At 70.7% G+C, this 26,997-nt stretch carries 28 protein-coding genes and 1 pseudogene; 17 read left to right on the top strand and 12 right to left on the bottom strand.

Annotated elements, in window-relative coordinates:
* Nucleotides 1-4 precede the first annotated feature (4 nt).
* Nucleotides 5-532, top strand: coding sequence for a GNAT family N-acetyltransferase (locus tag ACFYPG_RS02925; protein ID WP_387349853.1), 528 nt, complete (start codon nucleotides 5-7; stop codon nucleotides 530-532).
* 36 nt (nucleotides 533-568) lie between these two features.
* Here the strand turns inward: ACFYPG_RS02925 and ACFYPG_RS02920 are convergent, their stop codons facing one another.
* The 5 genes from ACFYPG_RS02920 to ACFYPG_RS02900 are packed head-to-tail and all read right to left on the bottom strand — an operon-like array spanning nucleotide 569 to nucleotide 2,954.
* Nucleotides 569-703 carry a DUF4926 domain-containing protein gene (locus tag ACFYPG_RS02920; RefSeq protein ID WP_355006778.1) on the bottom strand — a complete coding sequence of 45 codons (135 nt, stop codon included), beginning with the start codon at nucleotides 701-703 and terminating at the stop codon, nucleotides 569-571.
* Nucleotides 676-1,014: a hypothetical protein gene (locus ACFYPG_RS02915; RefSeq protein ID WP_355006513.1), complete on the bottom strand. Its 339-nt coding sequence runs from the start codon at nucleotides 1,012-1,014 to the stop codon at nucleotides 676-678. The genes ACFYPG_RS02920 and ACFYPG_RS02915 overlap by 28 nt, the downstream gene beginning before the upstream one ends.
* Nucleotides 1,014-2,207 carry a WXG100 family type VII secretion target gene (locus ACFYPG_RS02910; RefSeq protein ID WP_387349850.1) on the bottom strand — a complete coding sequence of 398 codons (1,194 nt, stop codon included), beginning with the start codon at nucleotides 2,205-2,207 and terminating at the stop codon, nucleotides 1,014-1,016. Before ACFYPG_RS02910 ends, ACFYPG_RS02915 begins: the two co-directional genes overlap by 1 nt.
* Nucleotides 2,204-2,524 (bottom strand): type VII secretion target, encoded by a 321-nt coding sequence (locus tag ACFYPG_RS02905; protein ID WP_387349849.1) that lies wholly within the window; start codon nucleotides 2,522-2,524, stop codon nucleotides 2,204-2,206. Before ACFYPG_RS02905 ends, ACFYPG_RS02910 begins: the two co-directional genes overlap by 4 nt.
* Nucleotides 2,511-2,954 carry a YbaB/EbfC family DNA-binding protein gene (locus ACFYPG_RS02900; RefSeq protein ID WP_387349847.1) on the bottom strand — a complete coding sequence of 148 codons (444 nt, stop codon included), beginning with the start codon at nucleotides 2,952-2,954 and terminating at the stop codon, nucleotides 2,511-2,513. The genes ACFYPG_RS02905 and ACFYPG_RS02900 overlap by 14 nt, the downstream gene beginning before the upstream one ends.
* A gap of 353 nt (nucleotides 2,955-3,307) precedes the next feature.
* On the opposite strand from ACFYPG_RS02900, the gene nhaA reads away from it, so the two are divergent.
* From nhaA to ACFYPG_RS02855, 9 genes are all read left to right on the top strand, one after another.
* Nucleotides 3,308-5,242, top strand: a complete 1,935-nt coding sequence (gene nhaA / locus ACFYPG_RS02895; RefSeq protein ID WP_387349845.1) for a Na+/H+ antiporter NhaA — start codon at nucleotides 3,308-3,310, stop codon at nucleotides 5,240-5,242.
* Nucleotides 5,243-5,445: 203 nt separating this feature from the next.
* A complete protein-coding gene (locus ACFYPG_RS02890) occupies nucleotides 5,446-5,793 on the top strand; it encodes a hypothetical protein (RefSeq protein WP_387349843.1) in 348 nt (115 codons plus the stop codon).
* 203 nt (nucleotides 5,794-5,996) lie between these two features.
* Nucleotides 5,997-7,184: an MFS transporter gene (locus tag ACFYPG_RS02885; RefSeq protein WP_355006519.1), complete on the top strand. Its 1,188-nt coding sequence runs from the start codon at nucleotides 5,997-5,999 to the stop codon at nucleotides 7,182-7,184.
* A 116-nt stretch (nucleotides 7,185-7,300) separates the two neighbouring features.
* Nucleotides 7,301-8,965, top strand: coding sequence for an ABC transporter substrate-binding protein (locus tag ACFYPG_RS02880; RefSeq protein ID WP_387349839.1), 1,665 nt, complete (start codon nucleotides 7,301-7,303; stop codon nucleotides 8,963-8,965).
* A 6-nt stretch (nucleotides 8,966-8,971) separates the two neighbouring features.
* Nucleotides 8,972-9,928 (top strand): ABC transporter permease, encoded by a 957-nt coding sequence (locus ACFYPG_RS02875; RefSeq protein WP_091399352.1) that lies wholly within the window; start codon nucleotides 8,972-8,974, stop codon nucleotides 9,926-9,928.
* Nucleotides 9,925-10,812 (top strand): ABC transporter permease, encoded by an 888-nt coding sequence (locus tag ACFYPG_RS02870; RefSeq protein WP_387349836.1) that lies wholly within the window; start codon nucleotides 9,925-9,927, stop codon nucleotides 10,810-10,812. The genes ACFYPG_RS02875 and ACFYPG_RS02870 overlap by 4 nt, the downstream gene beginning before the upstream one ends.
* Nucleotides 10,809-11,816: an ABC transporter ATP-binding protein gene (locus ACFYPG_RS02865; RefSeq protein ID WP_355006522.1), complete on the top strand. Its 1,008-nt coding sequence runs from the start codon at nucleotides 10,809-10,811 to the stop codon at nucleotides 11,814-11,816. Before ACFYPG_RS02870 ends, ACFYPG_RS02865 begins: the two co-directional genes overlap by 4 nt.
* The gene (locus ACFYPG_RS02860; protein WP_387349833.1) at nucleotides 11,813-12,814 is read left to right on the top strand and encodes an ABC transporter ATP-binding protein; all 1,002 of its coding nucleotides are present in this window, start codon (nucleotides 11,813-11,815) and stop codon (nucleotides 12,812-12,814) included. Before ACFYPG_RS02865 ends, ACFYPG_RS02860 begins: the two co-directional genes overlap by 4 nt.
* A complete protein-coding gene (locus ACFYPG_RS02855; protein WP_387349830.1) occupies nucleotides 12,811-14,601 on the top strand; it encodes a gamma-glutamyltransferase family protein in 1,791 nt (596 codons plus the stop codon). Before ACFYPG_RS02860 ends, ACFYPG_RS02855 begins: the two co-directional genes overlap by 4 nt.
* Nucleotides 14,602-14,624: 23 nt before the next feature.
* On the opposite strand, the gene ACFYPG_RS02850 is transcribed toward ACFYPG_RS02855, so the two are convergent.
* Nucleotides 14,625-15,305 carry a GntR family transcriptional regulator gene (locus ACFYPG_RS02850; protein ID WP_355006525.1) on the bottom strand — a complete coding sequence of 227 codons (681 nt, stop codon included), beginning with the start codon at nucleotides 15,303-15,305 and terminating at the stop codon, nucleotides 14,625-14,627.
* 70 nt (nucleotides 15,306-15,375) lie between these two features.
* Here ACFYPG_RS02850 and ACFYPG_RS02845 point away from each other — a divergent pair, with 70 nt between their 5' ends.
* Nucleotides 15,376-16,092: a YoaK family protein gene (locus ACFYPG_RS02845; protein ID WP_387349827.1), complete on the top strand. Its 717-nt coding sequence runs from the start codon at nucleotides 15,376-15,378 to the stop codon at nucleotides 16,090-16,092.
* Nucleotides 16,093-16,123: 31 nt separating this feature from the next.
* Here the strand turns inward: ACFYPG_RS02845 and ACFYPG_RS02840 are convergent, their stop codons facing one another.
* The 4 genes from ACFYPG_RS02840 to ACFYPG_RS02825 are packed head-to-tail and all read right to left on the bottom strand — an operon-like array spanning nucleotide 16,124 to nucleotide 19,381.
* Complete coding sequence (locus tag ACFYPG_RS02840; RefSeq protein WP_355006527.1) at nucleotides 16,124-16,750, bottom strand: response regulator transcription factor; 627 nt, start codon at nucleotides 16,748-16,750, stop codon at nucleotides 16,124-16,126.
* A complete protein-coding gene (locus ACFYPG_RS02835; RefSeq protein ID WP_387349824.1) occupies nucleotides 16,747-17,997 on the bottom strand; it encodes a sensor histidine kinase in 1,251 nt (416 codons plus the stop codon). The genes ACFYPG_RS02840 and ACFYPG_RS02835 overlap by 4 nt, the downstream gene beginning before the upstream one ends.
* 5 nt (nucleotides 17,998-18,002) lie before the next feature.
* Complete coding sequence (locus ACFYPG_RS02830; RefSeq protein WP_387349822.1) at nucleotides 18,003-18,455, bottom strand: ABA4-like family protein; 453 nt, start codon at nucleotides 18,453-18,455, stop codon at nucleotides 18,003-18,005.
* Nucleotides 18,452-19,381: a hypothetical protein gene (locus ACFYPG_RS02825; RefSeq protein ID WP_387349819.1), complete on the bottom strand. Its 930-nt coding sequence runs from the start codon at nucleotides 19,379-19,381 to the stop codon at nucleotides 18,452-18,454. The genes ACFYPG_RS02830 and ACFYPG_RS02825 overlap by 4 nt, the downstream gene beginning before the upstream one ends.
* Nucleotides 19,382-19,547: 166 nt before the next feature.
* Here ACFYPG_RS02825 and ACFYPG_RS02820 point away from each other — a divergent pair, with 166 nt between their 5' ends.
* A complete protein-coding gene (locus ACFYPG_RS02820; RefSeq protein WP_387349818.1) occupies nucleotides 19,548-20,297 on the top strand; it encodes a glyoxalase in 750 nt (249 codons plus the stop codon).
* 52 nt (nucleotides 20,298-20,349) lie between these two features.
* Here the strand turns inward: ACFYPG_RS02820 and ACFYPG_RS02815 are convergent, their stop codons facing one another.
* Complete coding sequence (locus ACFYPG_RS02815; protein WP_387349815.1) at nucleotides 20,350-20,745, bottom strand: hypothetical protein; 396 nt, start codon at nucleotides 20,743-20,745, stop codon at nucleotides 20,350-20,352.
* A 235-nt stretch (nucleotides 20,746-20,980) separates the two neighbouring features.
* Here ACFYPG_RS02815 and ACFYPG_RS02810 point away from each other — a divergent pair, with 235 nt between their 5' ends.
* The gene (locus tag ACFYPG_RS02810) at nucleotides 20,981-22,153 is read left to right on the top strand and encodes a lactonase family protein (RefSeq protein ID WP_387349812.1); all 1,173 of its coding nucleotides are present in this window, start codon (nucleotides 20,981-20,983) and stop codon (nucleotides 22,151-22,153) included.
* A gap of 89 nt (nucleotides 22,154-22,242) precedes the next feature.
* Here ACFYPG_RS02810 and ACFYPG_RS02805 read toward each other — a convergent pair whose 3' ends face one another.
* Nucleotides 22,243-22,545: a helix-turn-helix domain-containing protein gene (locus ACFYPG_RS02805; protein WP_387349810.1), complete on the bottom strand. Its 303-nt coding sequence runs from the start codon at nucleotides 22,543-22,545 to the stop codon at nucleotides 22,243-22,245.
* A 65-nt stretch (nucleotides 22,546-22,610) separates the two neighbouring features.
* On the opposite strand from ACFYPG_RS02805, the gene map reads away from it, so the two are divergent.
* The 4 genes and pseudogenes from map (at nucleotide 22,611) to ACFYPG_RS02785 (ending at nucleotide 26,995) form a co-directional block, all read left to right on the top strand.
* Nucleotides 22,611-23,384, top strand: coding sequence for a type I methionyl aminopeptidase (gene map / locus ACFYPG_RS02800; protein WP_387349807.1), 774 nt, complete (start codon nucleotides 22,611-22,613; stop codon nucleotides 23,382-23,384).
* Nucleotides 23,385-23,547: 163 nt separating this feature from the next.
* Nucleotides 23,548-24,252: pseudogene (locus tag ACFYPG_RS02795) on the top strand (CDP-alcohol phosphatidyltransferase family protein); the annotation flags it as partial.
* 254 nt (nucleotides 24,253-24,506) lie between these two features.
* The gene (locus tag ACFYPG_RS02790; protein WP_387349804.1) at nucleotides 24,507-26,162 is read left to right on the top strand and encodes a sulfatase-like hydrolase/transferase; all 1,656 of its coding nucleotides are present in this window, start codon (nucleotides 24,507-24,509) and stop codon (nucleotides 26,160-26,162) included.
* Nucleotides 26,163-26,197: 35 nt separating this feature from the next.
* A complete protein-coding gene (locus ACFYPG_RS02785; protein ID WP_387349802.1) occupies nucleotides 26,198-26,995 on the top strand; it encodes an FkbM family methyltransferase in 798 nt (265 codons plus the stop codon).
* Nucleotides 26,996-26,997: the final 2 nt, after the last annotated feature.

The following is a 26,997-nucleotide window of genomic DNA, read 5'->3' as shown; positions in this document are numbered from 1 at the left end:
CGGTATGGGCATCCCCGTGATGATCCGACAAGCCACGCTTGTAGATGTCGAGCGCATAGTCGAGGTGCACACTCAAGCCCGCAGCGCCTACTACATCGCCGGAGGACTCAGCGCCGACGACCTCGCCGACCCGGCGCAGACGCAGCAACGCCATGACGGGTGGGCGCGCGCCATCGACTCACCAGATCGGGTGGTGAAGTGCGCCACTCTAGATGGCAAGATCGTCGGCATCCTGAGTATGGGACGCCCAAATTCGCCCACAAAGGACGCCCGCACGGTCGGGCAGCTTCACCAGATCCACGTGATGCCCAGCCATTGGGGCAACGGCATCGCGGTACGCCTGCACACCAGCTTTGTCGACTACCTCACGGAGGCTTCGCTGACGACAGGCCTGCTCGAGGTCTGGGAACGCAACGCCCGTGCACAGTCCTTCTACGGCAAACTCGGCTGGAAGCCTGACGGCGACCACCGGCCCGGCCCAAATGGCAGCAACTACATCTCCCTGCGGCTCGCCGCACCTGCCGCACGTTAACCCCCGCGCCCCGCCATACGGTCGCATGGACACCTGTCAACGGTGGCCACCGCACCGCGACACCTGGTCGGCTTCGAGCGTGACCGTGGCTACGGTGCGGCCACCAGTGTCCGTGAACTCGACTTCGTACGCGGTCGGACGGCCTACCCAGGATCGTGCGTCTCGGAGAATCCTGCGGAATAGGTGGCGTCAACCAACTCCTGAAGACGACGGAGGACGTCGACCTTGTGCTCGGTTTCCGGCAGCTGTCGCTCGCCAGCCGTCACCAGCCCGTTGCGCCAGTGGTTGACAATTTCCTGCTGTGCGGGGGCAGGTAAATCGTCGATCCACAACGACCCGAGGTTGTTGTCGACGATCTCCTGCAGGCGGTCGGCGGTCTGTCGGTCCGAGAGGCGGGAGATCAGGAACTCCAGCGTCCAGTCGAACAACCCCCCGGTCGCGGTCCAGTCGACGCCGGGTTTCAGCACGATGAGGCTAGCCATTACTTCCCCACGATGAATACTCGCGGACCGAGGCTCCGGTCCGCAATGAACTGTTCGATACGGGCCACTTGTTCCGGGTTGAACTGCGCGACGTCCACCGGCACCAGGTCTGCTTTGTCTAAGTGTCGCTCGATCTGATACTGCAGTTGCGGCCACTGCCGGTCAAAGAACTGGGCCGGGAAGTTGCCCACCGCATCGTAGGTCCGACCGGCTTCGTCGACCCAGTCGGCAGAGGAGTCTGCCTGAGCGCGCTGCAGCTTCACGCCCAATTCCTGCTCCAAACGGACCGCTGTCTCCGCCTCGCCCGGACGAAATCGCCCGGTGGCCGGATCCATGCCGAGATCGTGGACTCGTTGCTGCTCCGTCACGCCATGGCCGGGTCTCTCGCGAGGAGGCTCAGGCTCTGGCGTGGTTCGGATCGGCGGCGCCTCACCTTTCAGGAGTCGCTCCAGTGCCTGCTTGAGTTTCTCGATGAGGTCGCCGAGCCGGCGCATCTCCGGAATCAACCGCCGCAGGCTGGCCAGCAACCCGCGCAACAACCGCGCTATCCGCGCACCCCACGACGCCACCAAGGTCGTGACCTGCTCCACGACCAGTGGCGCGGCCAGTCCGCCGGTGATGAGGAGTTCGCCCGCGTACACGATGATGCGGGACACGCAGGCGGCGATGGCGTCGCGGACGAGGAGTCGGACGGCGGCCACCAGGCCGGCGGCCCCTTCGGTGATCGCGGCCATGGTGTCGGCGCCCTGGGCGAGGCCGGTGATGGCCTGTTGCTGTTCGGCGGTCCAGGCCCGGTAGGCGGGGCCGGCGCTGCCGCCCCAGCCGGCGACGTCGGTGCGCACGGCGCGTGCCAGTTCGGCGGCGTCGTCGCGGAGTGACCCCGCGATGTTGCGCCAGGTCTGCGCGTGTGCGGTGATCTGCGCCGGGTCGCCGGCGAGCCAGTCCAGCGCCTCGCTGAGTGGCTTGACGTGTTCGATGAGCCAGGCGATCCCGTACTGGAGCAGGGCGCCGACCGGGTCGGAGACGAGGGCGAGGGCGTCCAGGCCGGCGCTCACGACGCCGAGGCTGCCGTCGATCCAACTGCCGGTGCGGACGCCCTGGGCGATGAGTTCGATGTCCTCGCAGATCCACACGCCCGCCCAGGCGCTGGGTGGGGTGTCCGCAGCGGCGGCGACGAGCGGGTTCGACGTCACCTGTGTCGCCGCACCCCGTCGAGTAGCTGCTTGGCGTGGGCGTCGGAGCTTCGGTAGCGGTCGGCTCCGACCCGCAGCTTGCCAGCGGTGTCCCGTACCGATGCGGCGGCGGCGCCGATGCTGTCGACCAGGGTGCGCTGGAGGCCGTCGAGCAGCACCGGCATCATCGCGCAGAGCTGCCCGTAGGCGTCGGTGCCCAATCGGACGTGCTGGCCTGCCTGCTGGGCGGTGTCGAGGCTGCTGGCGCAGCGGTCGAGGCGGGCCGCGTGGGCGGTCAGGTCGTCCGGGTCGACCTGGATGCCGTCACCGGCGGGCATCGGTCGATCCCTGGTCGGGGAGGAGCCGGCTGCGGTACGAGTCGATGATGGCCTGGGCGCTCGCGTCGTCGCCAAATGACTCCGTGGCTGCGTCGCTGACCTGTCGAAGCAGGTCGGCGCGCGCGGCAGCGGTGGTCTCCAGGATCTGCCGAGCGGTGTGCGCCGCGGGTCGTTGCCGGACGCGTTCGTCGAGCCGTAGGTCGATCAGCAGGCCGGCTGAGTCGACTGTGACATCGACGGTCCGGTCGGTGTCGTGGGCGGTGCCGGTCAGATCCCGCACCGTCGCCGACATCGCTTTCGCTCGTGCCGCCCGCTCGGCGAGCGACGTCTCCCACTCGTCGAGCCGGCGCTCCGCCGCGTCGAGAGCAGCGTCGTCCGCCCACACGTCGACCCTCCCCAGGGGACCGCTGCCGGCGACAACCGGCAACATCACCGGCACGCTACCAACCAGTGGCGCTGCGTGCATGCCCAGAGATCGAACGCCAAGAGTTGCGCTAGGCGAAGCGGGCGGCCCATCAAGCCCCGGCCGTCCCGTCGATCATGGACTTGTGGTGGGTAACAAAGCACCTGCTACGGCGCTAAATCAGGCACCACAACTCCATGATCGACGGAGTCGGGGCGCGATCTTGCAGTTTCTGTCGCGGCACATGACGCAGAAACCTGCATCTCGGTGACCGAAACTGCAAGATCGACGCGGCAGGGGTGCCGCCAAGGAGACGTGTTCGCGGGGGAGGAGTGGCAATCCGGACCACGTGACGGTCCAGGGCGACGAAGATTGTTTCCGTGACGAGCGACAACACGCAGCGGGGGTGGTCCGCCCGAACCATCTGGGACCGGCGGTTCGACGCTCCGCTGCGCTCGTTCCTGCGTACCGAGACCGGCGGCGCGCGGGTGGTGGTGATCGCCGCGGTGGCGGCCCTCGTCTGGGCGAACCTCAGCGCATCGTCGTACGAGTCGGTCTGGAGCACTCCCCTCTCGGTCCGGCTCGGCGACTGGCAGGTGGCGCACGACATGCGCACCTGGATCAACAGCGGCCTGATGACGTTCTTCTTCCTGGTCGCGGGGCTGGAGTTGCGCCGCGAGTTCGACATCGGTGAGCTGCGGGAACGGCGTCGCCTGGCGTTGCCGATGCTGGCCGGGGTCGGCGGCATGCTCGTGCCGATCGCCATCTACCTCGCCATCAACGCCGGGCACACCACTGCGGCGGGCTGGGGTGCGGTGATGGCCACCGACACGGCGCTCGCGCTCGGCGCCCTCGCTGTCTTCGGGCCACGCTTCTCGGAACGGCTGCGAGGCTTCCTGCTGACCGTCGCCGTCGTCGACGACGTGGTGGCTATCGCGGTGCTGGCCATCGCGTACCCGCATCATCCCTCGCTGACGGCGCTGGTCGTCGCGGCGGCGATCTTCGGCGTGGTGCTGCTCGTCCGGGGCTGCGGGGTGCGGTTCGGGCCGGTCTACGCGCTGCTCGGGGTGGCGGCCTGGCTCGCCGTCTCGATGTCCGGTGTCGACCCGGTCGCTGTGGGTCTGGTGATGGGGTTGCTGACCTATGCCTACGCTCCCGGCCGCGGCGACCTGCAGCGGGCCAGCGACCAGTTCCGCCTCTTTCGGGAACAGCCCACCCCGCAACTGGCCCGGATGGCCCGGGCCGGGCTCACCTCGGCGCTGTCGCCCAACGAGCGGTTGCAGACGCTCTACCACCCGTTGGCGAGCTACCTGGTGGTGCCACTGTTCGCGCTGGCCAACGCCGGCATCGTGATCGACGGCGACCTGCTGGCCAGGGCGGTGACCTCCCCGGTCACGCTTGGGGTCGTGGTCGCGTACGTCGTCGGCAAACCGGCCGGGATCGTGACCACCGCGTGGTTGGTGACCCGGCTCAGCGGCAACCGGTTCCGGCCACCCGTCGGGTGGGTCGCGGTCGCGGGCGTCGGCACGATCTCCGGCATCGGGTTCACCGTCGCCCTCCTCATCGCCACCCACGCCCTGAGCGGCCCGGCCCTGGACGAGGCGAAGTTCGGCATCCTCGTGGCGACCCTCGGCGCGTCAGTCGTCACCTGGCTGGTGTTCCGGTCCGTCGGACGACTCTCGCCGGCGCGGCGGACCCGCGCGCTGCTGGGCGTCACCGAGGGGATCATCGACCTGATGCTGCCGGTCGACGAGGACCGCGACCACATGCGGGGGGCGCTCGACGCGCCGGTGACGGTGGTGGAGTACGGCGACTTCGAGTGCCCCTACTGCGGGCAGGCCGAGCCGGTGGTCCGGGAGCTGTTGGCGGACTTCGCCAACGTCCGGTACGTCTGGCGGCACCTGCCGCTCACCGACGTCCACCCGCATGCCCAACTCGCCGCCGAGGCCGCCGAGGCGGCGGGGGAGCAGGGTGCGTTCTGGGAGATGCACGACCTGCTGCTCGCCCACCAGGACGCTCTCGATCCCGTGGAGGTGCTCGGTTACGCCGAACAGCTCGGCCTGGACCTGGACGGGTTCCGGGAGCACATGGTGAAGCGGATGGGCGTGGACCGGATCGCCGAGGACGTCGACTCGGCCGACCTCAGCGGTGTCACCGGCACCCCGACCTTCTTCATCAACGGCCAGCGGCACCACGGCGCGTACGACATGGCCGCGCTCTCGGCGGCGGTGAAGGCGGCGTTCGCGAGCGCGAAGCTCCGCCCCGAGTACCACCCTCGGGACCCCGACCGCCGGGAGACCGGCCCGGCGAGCTGACCGTCGGGCGCGCGGTCGTCCCGGGCCAGGTGGTCGACGGGCGCCGTGGTCACCTGCCGGCCGTCGGCGGTGCCGCCACGATCCCGGGTACGGGTCGACGCCTCGCTGACCTTCCGGGAGTCGCGGCGTCGCCGCACCAATGGGATCTGCCGCCGTGACCTCCGATCCGCCCCGCCCTGCGGGGAGCGTCGCGGGGTGAGGAGGTGTTGGTCGGCGCCTTTGGAGCGGAATCGTTTGCGGCATCAGCTCCAGAGGCAGGCCCAAATAGCCCGCACCCCCGCGCCGGGCTGGCGGAGAACACCTACTGGCGCTACGACAAGGCCGAGCAGTTGCGGGCGCTCAACGACCTGCCGAGCACCCGCCTGTCGACGTCGTCGAGTACCGTACGCGTCGTGGACGGGCGCAACACCGTCACCACGACGGTCCGCAACCAGGGTCGTACGGTCGCCGCCCTGGTGCGCCTCGCCGTGCGCGACAAGAGCGGTGAGCGGGTCCTGCCGGCCCGCTACGACGACAACTACTTCTGGCTCCTGCCGGGGGGAGACCCGTGAGGTGCGGATCTCCTGGCCGGCCCGGTCGGGCCTCGCCCGCCAGGTCACTGTGACCGCGCAGGCGTACAACTCCTAGGGGTACGCGGTGGGAAGCGGTGCCGTGCGGCTCCGCTTCCCACCGTCAGCCCGTGCGCGGCCACCTGATGCGGGTGTTTAGGTCCGTTACCGCACCTCGACTCGGGACCGAGATTCATGCTGGACGGGTGACACGGTCCGGTTTCACCTCCGGGGCGGTACGGGTCGCGTTCGCGTTCTGGATCACGCTCGTGGGCACCACGGTGCCGACGCCGCTCTACCCGCTCTACGAGCTGGAGTTCGGGTTCTCGTCGTTGACAGTGACAGTGGTCTACGCGCTGTACGCGCTGGGAGTCGTGGTCGGGCTGCTGGTCTTCGGTCGGCTCTCCGACCAGATCGGCCGACGCCCGGTCATCCTCATCGCGCTGCTGCTCTCGGTCGCCGCTGACGCCGTCTTCCTCGCCGCCGTGGACCTGGCGATGATCATCGTGGGTCGGATTCTCGCCGGGCTGTCCGCCGCACTGATCATCGGTACGGCGACAGCGGCGTTGGCGGAGCTGATCGACCCTCGGCACCCGAAGCGTGCCGCCACCGTGTCGATCTTCGCGAACCTGGGTGGCCTGGCCACCGGCACCCTGCTGTCCGGGATCGTGTCGGACGTGGCACCCGAACCGCTCCGGCTGCCCTGGGTGATCGTGCTGGTCCTGGCGGTGATCGCGATCATCGCGCTGCGCGGGGTGCCGGAGACGGTCCGGGAACGTTCGCCGGTGACCCTGCGGGTGCAGCGGTTGCACGTGCCGGCGACCATCCGCGGCGCCTTCATCCGCTCGGCGATCACCGCCGGCGCGGGCTTCGCCGCCCTCGGGGTGCTCACGTCGGTGAGCGGGCTGTTCCTCGGCATGGTCCTGCACATGACCTCACACACCCTGGCCGCGCTGGTGGTCTTCGTGGCGTTCACCGGTGCGGCGTTCGGCCAACTGCTGACCCGCGTGCTCTCCTCGCGTGCCGCACTGGCCAGCGCCTGCGCCGGCCTGGTGGTGGGGGCGGGCCTGCTGGCGTTCAGCATGTGGATGGCGTTGCTGGCGACGTTGCTCATCAGCGCGGCGATCATCGGGGTCGCGTCCGGGGTGGCGGTCGGTGACGGCATCGCGACGATCACGATGAAGACCGAGCCGCAGCACCGGGCCGAGGCGGTGTCGACCTTCTTCGCCATCCTGTTCGCCATGCTCGGTGTGCCGGCGGTCGCGGTCGGTCTGCTGATCCAGACGATCGGTCTGCGCCCGGCCGGCGAGGTCTTCAGCGCGGTGGTGGCGGTGCTCGCGCTGGTCGTCCTGCTCAGCCTGTTTCGGGGCGGCCGGACCCGGCCCGCGAGCTGATCGCCGGCCGGCTCGTTCCGGGTGCCAGGGGTGCCTGGTCAGCCATTCACTGAGGTCTTGCGGCGGTCATCGTATACAACATACGCTCCCCGAATCGCCCACTTGAGGAGCTCTCCATGACGAACCTCTCCCTCCGCGAAACCAGCCGGGCACTCCGGGCCGCCGTGGCGGCGGCCGCCGTCGTCTGCACGGTCGTCGCCTGCTCACCGGTGTCGAAGAACGAAGGCGGCGACCCGTCCGGCGGCGACCAGGCGGCCGGCCAGGATTCGTTCGGTACGCCCGCCGACCCCGCCGCCGTGAAGCAGGGCGGGAAGCTGGTCATCGCCCTCTCCGCCGAGCCCGACGCGCTGGACCCGACGCTGTCGAGAAGCCTCTACTCCCGCTACGTCTTCCAAGCCATGTGCCAGAAGCTCTACGACGTCAACGAGCAGGCGCAGGTCGTACCGCAGCTCGCGACGGCCCTGCCCACCACGAGCGGCGACGGCCGGACGGTGACCATTCCGCTGCGGCCCGGCGTGCGCTTCGCGGACGGCACGGCGTTCGACTCGGCCGCGGTGAAGGCCACCCTGCAACGCCACCTCACCAACGCCCGGTCTGCGCGCAAGAGCGAACTCGGCCCCATCGACGGCGTCGACACCCCGGACGCGCAGACCGTCGTTCTGCGGCTGAAGCAGCCGTTCGCGCCGCTGCTCGGGGCCCTCGCCGACCGGGCCGGCATGATCATGAGTGCCCAGGCGCTGCGGACCAAGGGTGACGACTTCGCCTCCGCGCCGGTCTGCGTCGGCCCCTTCAAGTTCGCCAAGCGGGTGCCGCAGAACTCCATCGAGGTGGTGCGGGACCCGAACTACTACGACGCGAGCAAGGTGCACCTGGACTCCATCTCGTGGCGGATCCTCACCGACGCCAGCATCCGCGCCGCCAACCTGCGCTCCGGCGACGCGCAGGTCGCCGACTCGGTCTCCACCCAGGACGTCGCCTCGCTCCGGCAGGACGCGGCGGTCTCCGTCCTCCAGTCGCAGTCCCTCGGCTACCAGGGCCTGACCATCAACGTCGGCAACGTCGACGGCGTCGGCACCGCAACCAAGCCCATCAACCGCCCCCTCGCCCAGAACGCCAAGGTGCGGCAGGCCTTCGAGCACGCCATCGACCGCAAGGCCCTGGTCGACGCGGTCTTCAACGGTTTGCACGCCGCCGCCTGCTCCCCGATCTCGCCCGCGAGCACGTTCTCGTCACCCGAGGCGCAGACCTGCCCGGCGCACGACCCGGCCAAGGCCAAGCAGTTGCTGGCCGAGGCCGGCGTGCAGACGCCGTACGCGGTCACGATGCTCGCCTCGAACACCCCCGACACGCTGCGTCTCGCGCAGGCGTTGCAGTCCATGGTCAAGGACGGCGGATTCGACCTGAAGATCAACCCGGTGGAGTACTCGTCGCTCCTCGACGAGCAGGACCGCGGCAACTTCGAGCTGCTGCAACTGGGGTGGAGCGGCCGGATCGACCCGGACGCCAACATCACGAACTTCGTCGGCACCGGCGCCAGCCAGAACGTCGCCGGCTACAGCAACCCGCAGCTCGACACCCTGCTGACCCAGGCCCGCCAGGCCGGTGACGTCGAGGAGCGCAGGAAGCTGTACGGGCAGGCGGTCACGCTGCTCCAGCAGGACGACGCCCTGATCTACCTCTACCGGCAGCGCAACCTGACCGCCGTCAGCAAGCAGATCCAGGGCCTCCAGGTCTACCCCGACGGCGTGATCCGGGCGGCCTTCGCCGGCTTCGGCAAGTAGGCCGTCGTGGCCCGATATCTGCTCACCCGCGCCTGGCAGTCGGCGCTGACCCTGCTGTTGTCGACGATCGTGGTCTTCGTCGGAGTACGGGCGCTGCCCGGCGACCCGGCCCTCGCCCTGGCCGGCGAGGACCGGTCGCCGGAGGCTCTGGAGGCCATCCGTCGGCACTACGGGCTGGACCAGCCGCTGCCCGTGCAGTTCGCCCAGTACGTGGAGCGCATGGCGCAGGGCGACTTCGGGGTGTCGATCCGCACCGGCACGCCGGTCTCGTCGATGCTCACGACCGCCCTGCCGGTGACCGTCGAGCTGTCCGTCCTGGCGATCCTCATCGCGGCGGCGCTCGGCGTCGGCGCCGGGGTGCTCGCGGCGGTCCGTCGTGGACGCCCGGCAGAGTGGCTTGCCAACGGCCTGGCCTTGATTGGCCTGTCGGTGCCGCACTTCTGGCTGGGCCTGCTGGCGATCCTCTACCTGTCCGTGGCGACCGGGCTCTTCCCCGCCTCCGGCTTCGTGCCGATCCTGGAGGACCCCGTGGACAACCTGCACCACATCGTCCTGCCGGCCGTGATCCTCGGCACCGGCCTGGCCGCCATCATCATGCGGCAGACCCGGTCGGCGATGCTCGACTCGCTCTCCTCCGACTACGTGCGCACGGCCAAGGCGAAGGGCCTGCGACCTCGCGCCGTCATCACCCGGCACGCCCTGCGCAACAGCCTCATCGTGGTGGTGACAGTCGTGGGTCTCCAACTCGGCGGGCTGATCTCGGGCGCGGTCGTCACCGAACAGATCTTCGGGCTGCCGGGCTTCGGCAAGATGACCATCGACGCGGTGTTCCAACGGGACTACCCGGTGATCCAGGCCGTCGTCCTGCTCACCGCGGCGGCCTACATCGTGATCAACTTCTTCGTGGACCTGCTCTACTCGGTCATCGATCCACGCATCCGGGTGACGGGAGATCCGGCATGACCGTCCTCACCGTACCGATCGCGGAGACCGGCACCGTCAGCGTCACCCGGCGTACGCGGGTGCTGCGGCGGCTGCGGCGCAACCCGCTCGCCGTGGTGAGCTTCGTCGTGCTCGCGCTGGCGGGGGTCATCGCGCTGCTCTCGCCCTGGCTCGCGCCCTACTCGGTCGACCAGACCGACTTCGCCCGTACGTTCGCGCCTCCCGGCACCGCCGGGCACCTGCTGGGCACCGACGACCTGGGTCGGGACGTCCTGTCCCGCATCATGCTCGGTGCGCGGGCGTCGTTGCAGGTCGGGCTCCTGGCGGTGGCCACGTCGCTGGTCATCGGGGTGCCGCTCGGGCTCGCCGCCGGCTACTTCCGGGCCTGGGACGCGGTCATCTCGCGCTTCACCGACCTGCTGCTGGCGTTCCCGTTTCTGATCATGGCGGTGGGGTTGGCGGCCATCCGGGGCGCCAGCCTCGGCAACGCCGCGGTGGCCATCGGCATCGCCCAGATTCCCGGCGTGATCCGGGTCGTCCGCTCGGACACGCTGCGCCTCAAGTCGCTGGACTTCGTCGCGGCGGCCGTCGTGGACGGCGCGAGCGACCTGTGGGTGCTGGCCCGGCACATCCTGCCGAACGCGACCTCGGTGATCCTGGTGCAGGCCACCGTCGCCATCCCGGCCGCGATCCTCGGCGAGGCGGTGCTGTCCTTCCTCGGTCTCGGCATCCAACCCCCGGCGCCCAGCCTCGGCACCATGCTCGCCACCGCCCAGCAGTTCGCCGCCCGCGCACCGTGGGCAGCCGTCTTCCCCGGCGTGGTGATCATGGGTCTGGCGCTGGCGTTCAACGTCTTCGGTGACGCCCTGCGCGACGCCCTCGACCCGAAGGGAGACCGGCGATGACCACCGCCCCCGCGCCCGTGCTGGAGATCCGCGACCTGTCGGTGTCGTTCCCGACCGAGACCGGCACCGTCTCGGCGGTCGACGGGGTCAGCCTGGACCTCGCAGCCGGGGAGATCGTCGGGATGGTGGGCGAGTCGGGGTGCGGAAAGAGCGTCACCGCGATGAGCCTCGCCGGGCTGCTCCCGGGCAGCGCCCGGGTCACCGGGTCGGTGCGCCTGGACGGCACCCAGCTGGTCGGCGCCCGCGAGTCTGCCCTGCGTCGGGTCCGTGGCCGGGAGATCGCCTACATCTTCCAGGAACCGATGACGTCGTTGAACCCGGTGCTCACCGTGGGGCGGCAGATCGGGGAGGTGCTCCAGGTCCACGAGCGGATGTCCCGACGGGCGGCGCGGGCCCGCGCCGTCGAGCTGTTGACGCTCGTCGGTATCCCGTCCGCCGCCCAGCGGGTCGACAGCTACCCGCACCAACTCTCCGGCGGCATGCGGCAGCGGGTGATGATCGCGATGGCGGTGGCCTGCGGCCCGAAGGTGCTGGTGGCCGACGAGCCGACCACAGCGCTGGACGTCACCGTCCAGGCCGGCATCCTCCAGGTGCTGCGGGACCTGCGCGACCGGCTCGGCACGAGCGTCCTCATCATCACCCACGACCTCGGCGTGATCGCCGACATCGCGGACCGCGTCGTCGTCATGTACGCGGGCCGGGTGGTGGAACGGGCGTCGGTGGACGACCTGTTCGCCCACCCCCGGCACCGGTACACGGCCGGGCTCCTGTCGGCGTCACCGCAGCCGGGCCGGCACGCCGGCACCGACCGGTTGACCGAGATCCCCGGGCTGGTGCCCGTGCTGGCCAGCCAACCCGATGCCTGTACCTTCGCGGATCGCTGCCCGGCCGCCGACGAGCGGTGCCGGGCGGCAGCCCCGCCGTTGGAGGATGTCGGTGACACCGACCATGTCGCGGCCTGCTGGCACCCCTGCGAGATGGCCCCTCAGGAGGCGAACCGATGACGCCGCAGCCGAACGCCCTGGAGATAGCGGACCTGGTGATGCACTTCGGCCCGGTGCGTGCCGTGGACGGGGTGTCCCTGACCATCCCGCGGGGCAAGGTCACGGCCCTGGTGGGGGAGAGCGGCTCCGGGAAGTCGACAGTGGGCCGATGCGTGGTGCGGCTCGTCGAACCGACAGCGGGAACGGTCCGGATCGCGGGCACCGACGTCACCCACCTGTCCCGACGGCGACTGCGTCCCCATCGCGGCGCGGTGTCGATCGTCTTCCAGGACCCGGCCGCGTCACTGGACCCGCGCATGCTGGTGGGCGAGATCGTGGCCGAACCGCTGCGGCTGGCCGGCAAGCGGATCTCCCGGCGCGAGCGGGACGCCCGCGTCGCCCCCCAACTCGAACGGGTCGGCCTGCGCGCCGAGGTGGCCCGTCGCTATCCCCACGAACTGTCCGGCGGGCAACGCCAACGGGTCAGCATCGCGCGGGCCCTGATCTCCGAGCCCATGCTGCTCATCGCGGACGAACCCACCAGCGCGCTCGACGTGTCAGTGCAGGCGTCGGTGCTCAACCTCCTCGCCGACCTGCAACGCGACATCGGGTTCGCCTGCCTCTTCATCACCCACGACCTCTCCGCTGTCGAGTACCTGGCCGACGACATCGCTGTCATGTACCTGGGTCAACTCGTCGAGACCGGCAGCCGCGAGCGGATCTTCGCCCGGCCTGCACACCCGTACACGCAGGCGCTGCTCTCCGCCGCGCCGGTGGCCGACCCGGTGCGTCAGCGCCACCGTCAGCCGGTGCTGCTCGGCGACGACCTGCCGTCCGCGCTCGACCCGCCGTCCGGCTGCCGGTTCCGGACCCGGTGCCCGCTCGCCTTCGACAGGTGCGCGACGGAGGTGCCGGCGCAGACCGCCATCGGCGACGGCATGGCCGCCTGCCACCTGGTCCGGCCGGACGGCACCGGTCCCGACGTTCGTACCGCAGATCCCAGTGAGGTGCTGTCATGACGTTCACCACCCGACCCACGTTGCAGGGCACCTTCGGCATGGTGTCCTCCACCCACTGGCTCGCCAGCCAGTCGGCGATGGGCATCCTGGAACGCGGGGGCAACGCCTTCGACGCGGCGGTCACCGCCGGATTCGTGCTGCACGTGGTCGAGCCGCACCTGAACGGGCCGGGCGGCGAGGTGCCGGCCATCGTGGCCACCGCGCGGGACCCCCGACCGAAGGTGCTGTGCGGGCAGGGGCCAGCCCCGGCCGGCGCCACCATCGCGCACTTCCGGTCCCTCGGCATGGACCTCATCCCGGGTGCCGGGCCGCTCGCGGCGGCAGTACCCGGTGCGGTGGACGCCTGGCTCCTGCTGCTGCGCGAGCACGGCACGCTCACCCTCGCCGAGGTGCTGGAGCCGGCGATCGGCTACGCCGGCGCCGGGCACCCGCTGGTGGGCCGGGTCGGTGACACGGTGGCCGCCGTCCGGTCGTTGTTCGAGGAACACTGGCCCACCTCCGCCGCGCTCTGGCTGCGCGGTGGCCGACCGCCCGCCGCGGGGGAGTTGGTCACCAACCCGGCGTACGCGGACACCCTGCGCCGACTCGTCGAGGCGGGACGGGCGGCCGGTGCCGACCGGGAGGCCCAGATCGAGGCCGCCCGCCGGGCCTGGAGCACGGGTTTCGTCGCCGAGGCGATCGACGCGTTCAGCCGGCGACCGTTCCAGGACTCCAGCGGACGCCCGCACGCCGGGCTGGTCACCGGCGACGACCTGGCCGCGTACTCGGCGAGTTGGGAGCCGCCCGCCACCCTCGACTGGCAGGGCTACTCGGTGGCGAAGACCGGTTTCTGGGGCCAGGGCCCGGTGCTGTTGGAGTCGCTGGCCACCCTGGACGCGCTCGACGACCCGGGCGCGTACGACTCGGCGACCGCCGCGGGTGTGCACGCCCAGGTCGAGGCGCTCAAGCTCGCCTTCGCCGACCGGGAGGCATGGTACGGCGACGGGGCCGACGTGCCCGCCAAGGCGCTGCTCTCACCGCAGTACGCGCGGGAGCGGGCCGCCCTGATCGGCGATCGCGCGTCGGCGGAGTTGCGGCCGGGCCGCCCGGACGGGGCGCAGCCGCGCCTGCCCGCCCACGTCCGACCGGGTGCCGGGCGGCGAGGCGACCCGACGGACGCCACGACGGGAGAGCCGACAGTGCAGTCGGACGGGGTGACCCGGGGCGACACCTGTCACGTGGACGTGGTCGACCGATGGGGCAACATGATCTCGGCTACCCCCAGTGGCGGCTGGTTGCAGAGTTCGCCGACGATTCCGGAGCTGGGCTTTCCGCTGGGCAGCAGGTTGCAGATGTTCTGGCTGGAGGAGGGGCTCGCCTCGTCGCTGGCGCCGGGCCGCCGCCCGCGTACGACGCTGAGCCCGACGATGGTGCACCGCGACGGTGAGCCGGTGCTGGCCTGCGGCACCCCCGGTGGCGACCAGCAGGACCAGTGGCAGTTGCCATTCCTGGTGCGGCACCTCGTCGGTGGGCAGAGCCTTCAGGAGGCCATCGACGCGCCGGCTTGGCACACGGTCAGCCTGCCCGGCTCGTTCTATCCCCGCGACATGGAGCCCGGTGTCCTGGTGGTGGAGGACCGGCTCGACGAGGGTGTGCTGGCGGCGCTGCGGGCGTACGGGCACGAGGTGCGGGTCACCGACGGGTGGAGCCTCGGTCGGCTCTGCGCGGTGACCCGTGACCCGGCGACGGGAGTGCTGGCGGCCGGTGCGAACCCGCGGGGGATGCAGGGCTACGCGTGCGGCCGGTAGCGGGTGCCGCAGCCGCGTGCCCGTCAGCGGGTGCCGTAGCCGCCTTCGGCGTTCTCGTACGCGGCGGCGGATGCCGCTTCGAGGTGGTCGAGCGCGGCCCGCTCGGCGCGGTCACCGTCGCCCGACTCGATGGCGTCGACGAGTTGGATGTGCTCGGCCCAGGAGTGTGGAGCTCGTTCGGCCGCTCCGAGCCGGAAGACCCACTGGACATGGAGGTAGAGCGACTTGGCGATCGACGACAGCCAGGGGTTTCCGCTGATCTGGAGGATGCGCAGGTGCAGCGTGCTGTTCAGCTCGGCGACCCGGGCCAGGTCGTGGCGTTGCGTCGCCTCGCGGCCCTGGTCGAGCAGGGCACGTAGGGAGGCCACGTCGGCTGCTGTGGCCCGCTCGGCGGCCAGCCGGGCGGCCAGCGCTTCCAGTCGCTCGCGCACGGCGAACATGTCGGTGATGGTCCCGCTGCTCGGTGAGGCGACGACCGCTCCCCGGCGGGGGAGGATCACGACGAATCCCTCCGCCTCGGCGACGCGCAGCGCCTCCCGGACGGGGTTGCGGGAGACGCCGAAGTCCTCGGCGAGCCGGTCCTCGGTCAGCCGTTCCCCGGGCAGGTAGTCGCCGTCGATGATGGCGGTCCGCAGCGCGGCGAGGACCTGATCGCGGAGCGGCAGGTGTTGTGCGCCGAGCTTGTCCCGTAGGTCTTCAGCCACCTTGTCGCCTCTCCGTGAACGTGTCCGCACAAAGTGTATACGAAGAACAATTATCGGAAGGCGGCCGACAGTGTCGAGCACAGCGCCCCGCGTCACCCGCCCTCACGTCACCCCGCCCCGGGACGAGCGCCTGCTGCGGCGACGGCACGCGCTCGTCGTCGTCCTCACCTTCCTCACCGGGAGCGCCGACGCTCTTGGCTTCCTCGCCCTCGGCGGCGCCTTCGCCAGCGTGATGACAGGCAACATGGTCCTGCTCGGGCTCTCGGCCGGCAGAGGTGAAGCCGACCTGGCTCTGACGTCGGGCTGCGCCATCGTCAGCTTCATCGTCGGTGTCCTCGCCGGCGCCCGCGTCGTCGGCTCGGTGCAGCCCGACGATCCGGTCTGGCCCCGGCGGGTCACCTGGGCGCTGGTCCTGGAGCTGTCGGTGTTCGTGGTGTTCGCCGTCGTCTGGGAGGTCACCCTGCACACCCCCGACGCGGGTGTCCACCTGGCGCTGCTGATGCTGTCCGCTGTCGCGCTGGGCGTGCAGAGCAGTGCGATCCAACGCTTCGGGGTGTCCGGCCTGTCCTCCACGTACCTGACCGGCACGCTCACCAGCCTGATCGCCGGGGTCGCCGCGCGCAGCCCGTGGACCAGCCTGCGTCCCAAGGCCCAGGTGCTGCTGGCCCTCATGGTCGGCGCGGCGGTCGGCGCCCTTGTCGCTCTGCACCTGCCGGTCGTCGCCCCGGCCCTGCTGATCGTGCCGCTGGTGGTCGTCATCGCCGTGTCAGCGCGGATGCGGGCCTGAGCCGCAGACGCCGTGCGTGCGGGCCTGAGCGTCAGACGCCGCGAGCGAACAGGGCCAGGCGTACCCGGTTGGGGCTGTCGGTCTTGGTCATCAGGCTGGTGATGTGGGTCTTGACAGTGGTGACACCGATGTGGAGCTGGTCGGCGATCTCGGTGTTGGACAATCCCTCGGCGACCAGGTCGAGCACGTCCCGTTCCCGGGCGGTCAGGCCCGGCAGAGCCGGTGGCGACCCCGGGCGGGCGTGCACCGCGCGCTGCACGAGGCGGCGCAGCACCTCAGGGCTGAACGGGCTGTCACCGACGGCGGCCCGGCGGATGCCGTCCAGCAACTCGGTCGGGGGCGCGTCCTTGAGCAGGAAGCCGCACGCTCCGGCGGTCAGCGCGGGGTAGAGGTGCTCGTCGTCGCCGAACGTGGTCAGCACCAGGATGCGGGTGGCGGGGCGTTCGGCGAGGATCCGGCTGGTCGCGGTGATCCCGTCGACGCCGGGCATCCGCAGGTCCATCACGACGACGTCGGGGAGGAGCCGCCCGGCCAGCGGGATCGCCTCGCGGCCGTTGTCGGCCTCCCCGACGACCTCGATGTCGGGTTGAGCATCGCAGAGCATGCGCAGCCCGGCCCGGATGAGGTGCTGGTCGTCGACCAGCAGCACCCGGATCACGCCGGCTCCGGCGCGGGCGACCCGGCCGGGGCCTCCCGCTCGCGGGGCACCGACCCGACCGGCGCGTCGGTGGACGCGGCGGCCACTGCCGGAAGGACGGTACGCACCCGCCACCCGGTGCCGGTCCGGCCCGCCTCCAGCCGGCCACCGAGGACCTCGACACGCTCGCGCATCCCGGTGATGCCGTGCCCGCCACCGGCCGGCACGGCCGCCGGCCCCCCGCCGCGCCCGTTGTCGGTGACCTCCCAGTGCACGGAGCCGTCCCGGACGGCGACCACGAGATGCGCGATCGCTGAGGCCCCCGCGTGTTTGGCCACGTTCGTCAGCGCCTCCTGCGTGAGTCGCAGCACCGCCATGCCGCGCACCGCGTCGAGTGAACCGATCGCCGGGTCGAGGTCCGCCTCCACAATGACACCCGCCTGCCGGGCCCGATCCATTGACGCGCCGATCGCCGCCGGCAGCGCGGACGGTTCGATAGCGGTCAGCGCCGCGTCGCCGCGTACCCCGTCGGGGTTGCGCAGCACCGCGACCAGCCGGCGCAGCTCCGCGAGGGCCGAGGTGCCGGTGCCGTGCACGTCGTCGAAGACCTCGCCCACCCGGGGGTCGAGGTCGGTGAGCACGTGCCGGGCCACGCCGACCCGCAGGACCATCGACGCCACATGGTGCGCCACGACGTCGTGCAGCTCGCGGGCGATGGCGCTGCGTTCGTCGGCGCGAGCCGCGCGGCTCTCGGACTCGTGCTGGCGTTGCTCGGCCAGGGCCCGCTCCACGGCCTGCCGGCCCAACTCCCGGTTGGTGCGGATGACCAGGCCGAGCAGGACCGGCACGCCGACCTCCACGGCGAGCCCGACGACCCCGGAGGCGAACCGGCGCGGCGGGTCGCCGATCGAGTCGGTCAGGTCGACCACGGCAAGCAGCACGGCGGCCAGCCAGATGGGCCGCGCGTGGCGCGCACGCATGGTGACCTCGAGCAGCGCCCAGCTGGCACCAACCTGGTTGATGGTGAAGTCGTCGACCAGGCTGATCGCGACCGCCAGCAGGGCGGCCTGTGCCACCAGGTTCAGCACCGGCAACCGGTGCGCCACCAGCGCCACGGCGAACGCGAGCAGTGCGAGGATCCACTGTGCCGTGGTGGGCGTGCTGTTGGAGTGCGGGACGACGAACAGGTAACACACCCCGGCGAGGTCGAGCAGCACCATTCGCACGAGCGCGTCCCGCATGTCGAACAGTCGCCCCGGCCAGCTCACGGTCGTCAGCCTAGGTGCTGTGAGCCGGCGGCGGCGGCCGCCGACCGCCGCCACCGGGTCCGGACCGCGAGGTACGCGGCCAGGCCGAGCGGTCCGAGCAGGATGGTCAGCAGCAGCACCGGCGCCATCACCAGCGCCGGTACCCCCCGTTCCCGGCTGTCCAACCACGCCCACCGCCCGACGAAGAGATCGAACGCGATCATGTGCGCCCAGCCCGCCGCCGCACCGTCGGAGGTGCCGAGCAGGTCACGCACCCCGGCCAGGGTCGGCGACGCCACGGCCGGCAGCACCTCGCCGAACGCCGGGAGCACCAGCAGCGCGTAGATCACCACGACCGGCAGCACGATCAGCGGCGAGGCGATGATCCGAGCGGTCCACGACCAGCGCGGCAGCAGGATCATCAGCGCCCAGAACGGCGCGGCCACCGCGAACGTCAGGGAGAACAGCGTCCCGGTCACGCGGCCAGCGCCAGTTCCGGGCGACGTCGGCGGGCCAGCACCACGCCGGTCACGCTCGCCGCGGTCGCGACCACCAGTGCCGCGACCGCGGCGAGCGTGCCGGCGTCCGGCCGCAGCAGCGGCTGTCCGCGCAGCGCCTGCCACGTCAACAACACGGTGAGTACGCCGTACGCGCCACCCGCGACGACAAGCAGCCGGACCCGGGTGCGCTCGTCCAATCGCGTCGCGAACCGGCTCAGCAGGATCGCCAGGATCGGCAACGCCTGGAGGGCGTGCAGCCCCACGAAGTGCCCGATCCGCAGGTCGCCGCCGGTGGTGCTCCAGCCCACGATCGGCAACCCCGGCCCTCCGTCGGGCACGCCGACGCTGTGCGCCCCACCGATCCCCTCGATCCCCGGGTCCTGCATCGGCAGCGCCATCGGCACCGCCGCGAGCATGCCCAGCAGGGACAGGCCGAGCCCCCAGCCGACGGCGGTCGCGGCCACCCGATCGGGAATCCGCTGGATCAGGACCACGATCCCGATGACGAGGTGCGCGAAGAAGAGCACCATGATGGCCGCGCCCATCACCGCGAACAGCGCGGTGTTCAGGGGGGTGCTGTCGTTGAAGTGGCTGGCCTGTCCGCGTATCACCTGACCGACTATCCACGCGTTTTCGACGACCGCCACCGCGACGATGATGACGACCGCCGTTTCGACGGCCCGGCTGCGTCGCGGCAGCAGGGAGAGCATCCAGGCGAGCGTCGCGCCGTACAGCACGAACGACACCGCGAACTTGAACGGCTTGAGCCAGATCGGCGCCCCGGTGAGGACGCGCGGGTCGACGAGGATGCCGACGACGGCGACGACGCCGAGCACCGCCATCACGGATACCAGGAACATCAGTGGGCGGTTCCAGCGCGTCGCCCGGCGCAGAACTGTTGTCATGTCTGTAGATGCTCGTGGCCGCGTACGCCGATCGCGTCCGACCTCGAGCCCCGGTCGCGGCCGGTGGTCGGAGCGGTCCTCCTCCCCTGGTAGGAGACAAAACCCGTCGAAGCCGCTCGGTGGTGCTGGCACAATGGCCGGCCTGTCGACCGGACCGGGAGTGACGATGACGACCAACATGGACCGTGTCCAGCCGAACGAGACCACGGTGCCGCTGCTGCACTGCCCAGCCCCGGAGGAGACCCTGGCGTTCTGGCGGGCCCTCGGGTTCGAGGTGGCTTATGAGCAACTCAGGCCATACGTGTACCTGGCGTTCACCTGGAGTGGGTTCCAGCTGCACTACGGGCCGGCACCGAAGAATCTCGACCCGGCGAAGGAGCAGTCCGGCGGGTGCCTGGTGATGGTGGACGCGGTGGGGCCGTACCACGCGGCGTTCACCGAGGCGATGCGCCGCAGCTACGGCAAGGTGCTGGTCAAGGGCCTGCCTCGGATGACCCGCTACCGGGCCGGGGCGTCGCGGTTCAGCGTCGTCGACCCGTCCGGCAACACCATCGTCTTCATTCAGCGCGACGAACCGGACGACGTGGAGTACGGCGGGTCGACGGAGCTTGACGGGCTGGCCCGGGTGCTCGACAACGCGCGGATTCTGCGCGAGTTCAAGATGGACGACCGGGCGGCCTACCGGGCCCTCGACTCGGGGATGCGCCGTCGCGCCGAGGACACCCCGGTGGTCGAGCAGGCAATGGCGCTGGCCGGCCTCATCGAGTTGGCCACCGCGTTGGACAAGGCAGACCGGGTGCCCGAGTGGGGCGCCCGACTCCAGGCGCTGTCGCTGACTCCGGAGCAGCGGACACAGGTAGGGCAGTACGTGGCCGACCCCACCCTCCTCGAACCGTGGTGGCCCGACCCGCGCTGACCCCGGACCTCCCCGCGTCCAGCCTCAGCGATGTCGTTGTCGCCCGAATCAGTCAGGGCCGCACGTCGGTGTCGTCGTCGAGGACCTTCTCCGCCAGCCGCTCCGGGAACATGCGACGCACGCTCGCGGAGTATTCGCTCCCATCGCCGGGCTGCGTGACGCGATCGCCGTCCACCCGCACAGGTACGGAGACTCCCGAGCCCTCCCCGACCCCCGGTGCTGCTTCGCAGTGCGCCCAGGCGAACGACGAAGAACCGTCTCGCCCCAGCAGCCGAACCTGGCAGGTGCCTGGCCCGCCCAGCAACTCTACGGGGAGGAGCGTCGCGAGACGCGCCTCCTCAGCCTGCACCTCAGCCGCGTCCCGGTCGGGGAGTGCGTACGGCGGCTCGGAACAGCCGGTGAGCAGCCCGATCGCCAGACCGACCCAGACGGCGTGGTAGCGAATCACCAGTGCAGCATCCCATCCGGTGGTTCTGACACGCCATCACCGTCGGTTTGCGGACCGTGCGCCCCGTGGGCTGTGGCGGACGAGCGCCACAGTCGCCCGTTCGTCTCGTCATTTCGCAAATCGACATGGAATTACCGCTTTAGGGTAACTGCGACCAACCCGCCTAGCTGCTCCGATAGCTTTCGAAGGAGAGGAAAACTCGTATTCCTCCCTTCGGGTGCACAAGGAGTCAGTGATGAAGCGCAGTGTCGCGCTCGCGGCAGCCCTCCTCGCAGGTCTGACCAGCATCGGATCGATCCCCGGGGCCGCCTTCGCCGATGGCGGTGGCCCCGGGTACCACGACGACCGCAAGGGGGGTGATCACCACGACGGCGACGAGGGCGCTGTCTTCGTCCAGACCAACAAGGCCGAGGGCAACACCATCAAGGTGTACGACCGCGACGAGGACGGCCGTCTCACCAAGGCGGGCGAGTACGAGACCGGAGGGCTGGGCGGCTTCACCATCGGCGCGCCGCTCGACGCGCTGGCCTCGCAGGGCTCCCTGACCTACCACCGCGGGCTGCTGTTCGCCGTGAACGCCGGCAGCAACACCGTGACGGTCTTCCGCGTCGAGGGCACCAGGCTGCACAAGCTCCAGGTCATCTGGTCCGGCGGTCTGCTGCCGGTCAGCGTCGCGGCCCGTGGCGACCTCGTCTACGTCCTCAACGCCGGCGGCGAGGGCTCGGTGCAGGGCTTCGAGCTGCACAAGGGGCGCCTGTCACGGATCGAGGACGCCAACCGGTCGCTCGGGCTGCACAACGGCAACCCGCCCGCGTTCGGGACCGCCCCGGCCCAGGTCAAGATCGACCCGGACAGCGAGTTCGTCCTGGTGTCGACGAAGGCCGCCAACGTCATGTTCAGCTACGAGATCGGTCGCAACGGCAAGCTGTCCCGCAACCCCGTCGTCAGCGACGCGGGCAACGCCCCGTTCGGCTTCACCTTCGACACCGATGACTCGTTGCTGGTCACCGAGTCGGGCGCGAACGCGGTCAGCCGGTTCGAGCTGGAGGACGACGGCGCGCTCGACCAGGTCGGCCCGTCGGTGCCCAACGGGCAGCAGGCGACGTGCTGGATCCAGCGTGTCGGCGACTACTTCTTCGTCGCCAACGCCGGCAGCTCCACCATCAGTTCCTACCGGGTCGACGACGACGGCAAGCTGGAACTCGTCAAGAACGTCGCAGCCGACACCAACGGTGGGTCGATCGACATGACCACCAGCGACGGCTTCCTGTACGTGCAGAACGCCACCGCTGGCAACGTGCAGGGCTACAAGGTGCACGAGGACGGGTCCCTGAATCTCGTCACCACTGTGGAGGGTCTGCCCACGTTCGCCGACGGCATCGGCATGGAGGGCATCGCCGCCTCCTGAGCGCACCACCCGCTGGTCCCGGTCGTCCGTCGACCGGGACCAGCTTCGTCTGGTGGGTCGCGGCGTCGTGCTGCGCCAGCGGGTCGAGACTAGGACGCCAACCGCTCGCGGGCGCCGCGTGTCGGCCGGGGGAGTTCGGCGCTGCCGTCCGACGTGTTGATCTCCGACCAGACGGCGTCGAGGGAGAGTCCGAGGACGTCGGCGATCGCCGCGATGGTCGGGAAGGCCGGGGTGGCTATCCGGCCGGACTCGATCTTTCGAAGGGTCTCTGGCGAGACGCCCGCGTCCAGCGCGGTGAGGAGCATCGAACGCTCTCCACGGGCCCGACGCAGGAGCGCGCCGAGGCGCTGTCCGCGTTCGAGCTCTTCGGGAGTGAGCGGCAACCTGACCATGCCCCGATTCTAGTACCGGGATAATATGGCCGGGATACTTATTGGTTGCCAGAGGAAGGCGCTGCATGATCGAGATCCTGAGCCCCACCGACGTGCTGCGAGCGAAGGACACCGGCGCGTTGGTCGCCAGCATCCTGCAGACGCTGAAGAGCCGCTGCGTGGTCGGCACCAACCTCCTGGACATCGACCGGTGGGCGCAGGCCATGATCACCGAGGCCGGGGCGCAATCCTGCTACGTCGACTATGAGCCGTCCTTCGGGCGTGGGCCGTTCGGCCACTACATCTGCACGTCGGTGAATGACGCCGTACTGCACGGGTTGCCGTATGACTACCCACTCGCCGACGGGGACCTGCTCTCGCTCGACCTCGCCGTCTCCCACCGTGGAGTCGTCGCGGACTCGGCCATCAGCTTCATCGTGGGCGACGTGCGGCCCCCGGAGAGCGTCGCGCTGATCGACGCGACCGAGCGCGCGTTGCAGGCGGGGATCAGCGCCGCCGGCCCCGGCGTTCCCATCGGTGACATCTCCCACGCGATCGGCTCGGTTCTCACGGCGGCGGGATACTCGGTCAACACGGAGTTCGGCGGTCACGGCGTCGGATCGACGATGCACCAGGACCCGCACGTCTCCAACACCGGGCGCCCCGGTCGCGGTTACCGGCTACGCCCGGGGCTGCTGCTGGCGCTGGAGCCCTGGGTGATGGCGGACACCGCCACGCTGGTCACCGATGCCGACGGCTGGACCCTCCGTAGCGCGACGGGTTGCCGGACGGCGCACAGCGAGCACACCATCGCGATCACCGACGACGGTGCCGAGGTGCTGACCCGGCCGGCGCCCTGACCGACGGACCGGCTGTCGACCCGCACCCACGGTGGACGATTAACCGGCCGGCCGAGGGGCAGGTCTCTGTGTGGGACCCCTGCGGGTCGCGTTCAGAATGAACCGATCGGTCATATTTTCCGTGATGACGGTCAGGGTCACCCACCAGAGTCGCGGAGGCACGATGTCAACGGTTCGAACTGGTCCGGTCATCGGACTGCTCGTGCAGATCGGCCTGCTGGCCCTGCTGGCGGAGACGGTCGGTCTGGGCGCGGCGGGCTGGCTGGCGGGGCTGGCGTACGGGGTGGTCCTGTGCGCCCTGCTGAGCCGCGGGATGTCCCGCTCGGGCGCGGGTGCGCTCAGCCCGGCCGACCGGGTGACACTGAGTCGGGCGATCCTCGTCGGCGGCGTGACGGCCCTGGCCGCCGACTCGTTCGGCCGGTCGGCGCCGGTCACCCTGATGGTCGTCCTCACCAGCGTGGCGTTGGCCCTCGACGCCGTCGACGGGTACACGGCCCGCCGTACCGGAACCACCAGCGAGCTCGGCGCGCGCTTCGACATGGAGATCGACTCCGTCCTGGTCCTGGTGCTCTGCCTGCACGTGGCCCCCGCGGTGGGTGGCTGGGTGCTCGTGATCGGCGCGATGCGCTACCTCTACGGCGCCGCGACCTGGGTGTTGGAGTGGATGCGGGGATCCGCGCCGCCGCGTTACTGGAGCAAGGTCGTCGCCGCGATCCAGGGCGTCGTGTTGACGGTGGCGATGGCCGACGTGCTGCCCGCGCCGCTGACGACAATGGTGCTGGTGGTGTCGGTGGCGCTGCTGGTCGAGTCGTTCGGGCGGGACGTGACCTGGCTCTGGACGACCCGGCACCGCCGCCGCGCCGTCACCCACGCCACCCCGGCCGCGACGGTCCACGCGGGCAACTCGGCGAGCCACAGTGCCCCGAGCGCCGCGACGGCGCTGGGCTCGGGCCGGCCGGACGGGCTGCCCTGGTCGGACCGTCCCACGGTCACCGTCGCCCGACGCGGGACCGCTCGCGTCTGAGCCTCCCGGACGCCGCGACCAACAAAGATCATGGAAGGATGCCCGGGTTGTCGCTCTTGACGCGCGTACGTCGGCTGCCGAACCAGGGACGGAGGGCCATGGAGGTAGAGGTCTCGGACGGCACCGCCGACGGCGCCGACGTCGAGGAGCAGCCGAAACGCTCCATCGCCGCCCGGCTGACGACCGTGCTGGCCGCACTGCTCGTGCTGCTCGTCCTCACCGTGCCGTACGACTACGGCCGGCTCAACCCGGCGGCGTTCGCGCGGATCCCCCTGGAGGCGCTGCTGGTCGTGGCCCTCCTGCTCGCCCTGCCGTCTCGTGGCAGCCGGATGGTCGCGACGCTGGCCGGCGTGGCTCTCGGCCTGCTCGGCCTGTTGAAGCTGCTCGACCTGGGATTCACCGCATCGCTGAGCCGGGCGTTCGACCCGGTGCTCGACTGGGCGCTCCTCGACGAAGGGTTCGCCTTCCTCAGCGAGTCGTACGGCCGGCCCGCAGCCACCGGCGTCGCCATCACCCTGGCGGTGGTGTTCGTGGGCCTGCCCACACTGGTCACGTTGTCGATGCGGCGACTGCGGCGACTGGTGGTCCGACACCGCACCGCGACCACCCGGATCGTGGCCGCGTTGGTGGTCGTCTGGGTGGCCTGCGCCGCGTTCAACGTGCGGGTGGTCGAAGGCGTACCGGTCGCCGACACGTCCGCGACCACCCTGGCCAACGGTCACGGCTTCCAGGTGCGCCTGCGCCTCGACGACCGCGAGACGTTCGGCGCCCTGATCGAGGCCGACGCGTTCGGCGACACCCCGGGCGACCAGCTACTGACCGCGCTGCGCGGCAAGAACGTGGTCGTCGCCTTCGTGGAGAGCTACGGCCGGGACGCCGTCGAGGACCCGGAGTTCGCGCCGTGGGTAGGTGCGGTCCTCGACCGCGGCACCAGTCAGCTGAGCGCGACGGGTTTCGCCGCGCAGAGCGGCTTCCTCACCTCGCCGACCTTCGGTGGCGGCAGTTGGCTCGCGCACGACACGCTGCTCTCCGGACTCTGGATCGACAACGATCAGCGCCACCGCACCCTGCTGGCCAGTGACCGGATGACCCTCAACCGCGCCTTCCAACGCGCGAACTGGCAGACCGTGGGCGTGATGCCCGCCGTCACCAAGCCGTGGCCGGAGGGCTCCTTCTTCGGCTACGACCGGTTCTACGACGCCAGGACGCTCGCGTACCGAGGCCCGAAGTTCAGCTTCGGCACCCCGCCCGACCAGTACACCCTGGCCAGCTGGCAGCGCCTGGAGCAGGCAAAGCGCGACGGCAACGTGATGACCGAGCTTGCGTTGGTGTCGAGTCACGCGCCCTGGACGCCCGTCCCGCCGCTGCTCGACTGGGCCGACGTCGGCGACGGCGCGGTCTACCGTGGTGCCGGCGCGGGCAGGTCGGACGACAAGCGCCGCAACACCGCCCAGATCCGGGCGGACTACCGGAAGTCCATCGAGTACACCCTCGGCGCGCTCATCTCCTACGTGCGGACCTACGGAGACGACGACCTTGTGTTCATCGTCCTCGGTGACCACCAGCCCGCCGCGGTCGTCACCGGCGAGAACGCCAGCCACGACGTGCCGATCTCGATCATCACCCGGGACCGGGCCGTGCTGGACCGGATCTCCGGGTGGGGCTGGCAGGACGGGCTGAAGCCCGGGCCGCAGGCGCCGGTCTGGCGGATGGACGCCTTCCGAGACCGGTTCCTGACCGCCTTCGGGCCGTGACCCGGCCACCTCTCTCACGGACTGGACCCAGACAGATGACGGCTAGCACCGCCACCAGGATCGCCGCGCTCCGGAGCGACCCGGCCCTGTCCCTGCTGCACCGGTCGCTGGACGTCTACTACGGCGATCCCGAGCGGGACGCGAGGATGGACGCCTTCTACTCCCGCTTCGTCAACGGCGGGGACCTCGTCTTCGACATCGGCTCCCACGTGGGCGATCACATCGCCAGCTTCCGTCGCCTCGGTGCCCGGGTCGTCGCTGTGGAACCGCAGCCGTTGTGTCTGCGCGCCCTGCGGGCGATCTATGCCGACGACGACCAGGTGACGGTGATCGACGCGGCGTGTGGCGCGCTACCCGGGCGTACCCGGTTGCACGTCAACTCCGCCAACCCCACAGTGTCCACCGCCTCACCGGATTTCGTCCTCGCGGCCGAGGGCGCGGGCGGGTGGGAGGGCCAGGTGTGGGACACCGACATCGAGGTGGCGGTGGTCACCGTCGACGCGCTGATCGAGACGTACGGCGTGCCGGCCTTCACCAAGATCGACGTTGAGGGCTTCGAGGACGAGGTGCTGGCCGGCCTGACCCGCCCGCTGCCCGCGCTGTCGTTCGAGTTCACCACCATCGCGCGTGCGGTCGCCGACCGGTGTCTCGATCGCCTGACCGCGCTGGGTTTCGACGGCTTCGACATCGCGGTGGGCGACGACAAGTCGATGACCTTCCAACGGTGGACGTCCGCGACCGACCTGGCGACGCACCTGCACGACCTGCCGCACGCCGCGAACTCCGGCGACGTGTACTGCGTGTCCGGAAACCAGGCGGTCACCACCGACTGATC

Source organism: Micromonospora sp. NPDC005553 (assembly GCF_042871765.1).
Lineage (GTDB): Bacteria > Actinomycetota > Actinomycetes > Mycobacteriales > Micromonosporaceae > Micromonospora.
This window is presented reverse-complemented; position numbering and strand designations above follow the sequence as displayed.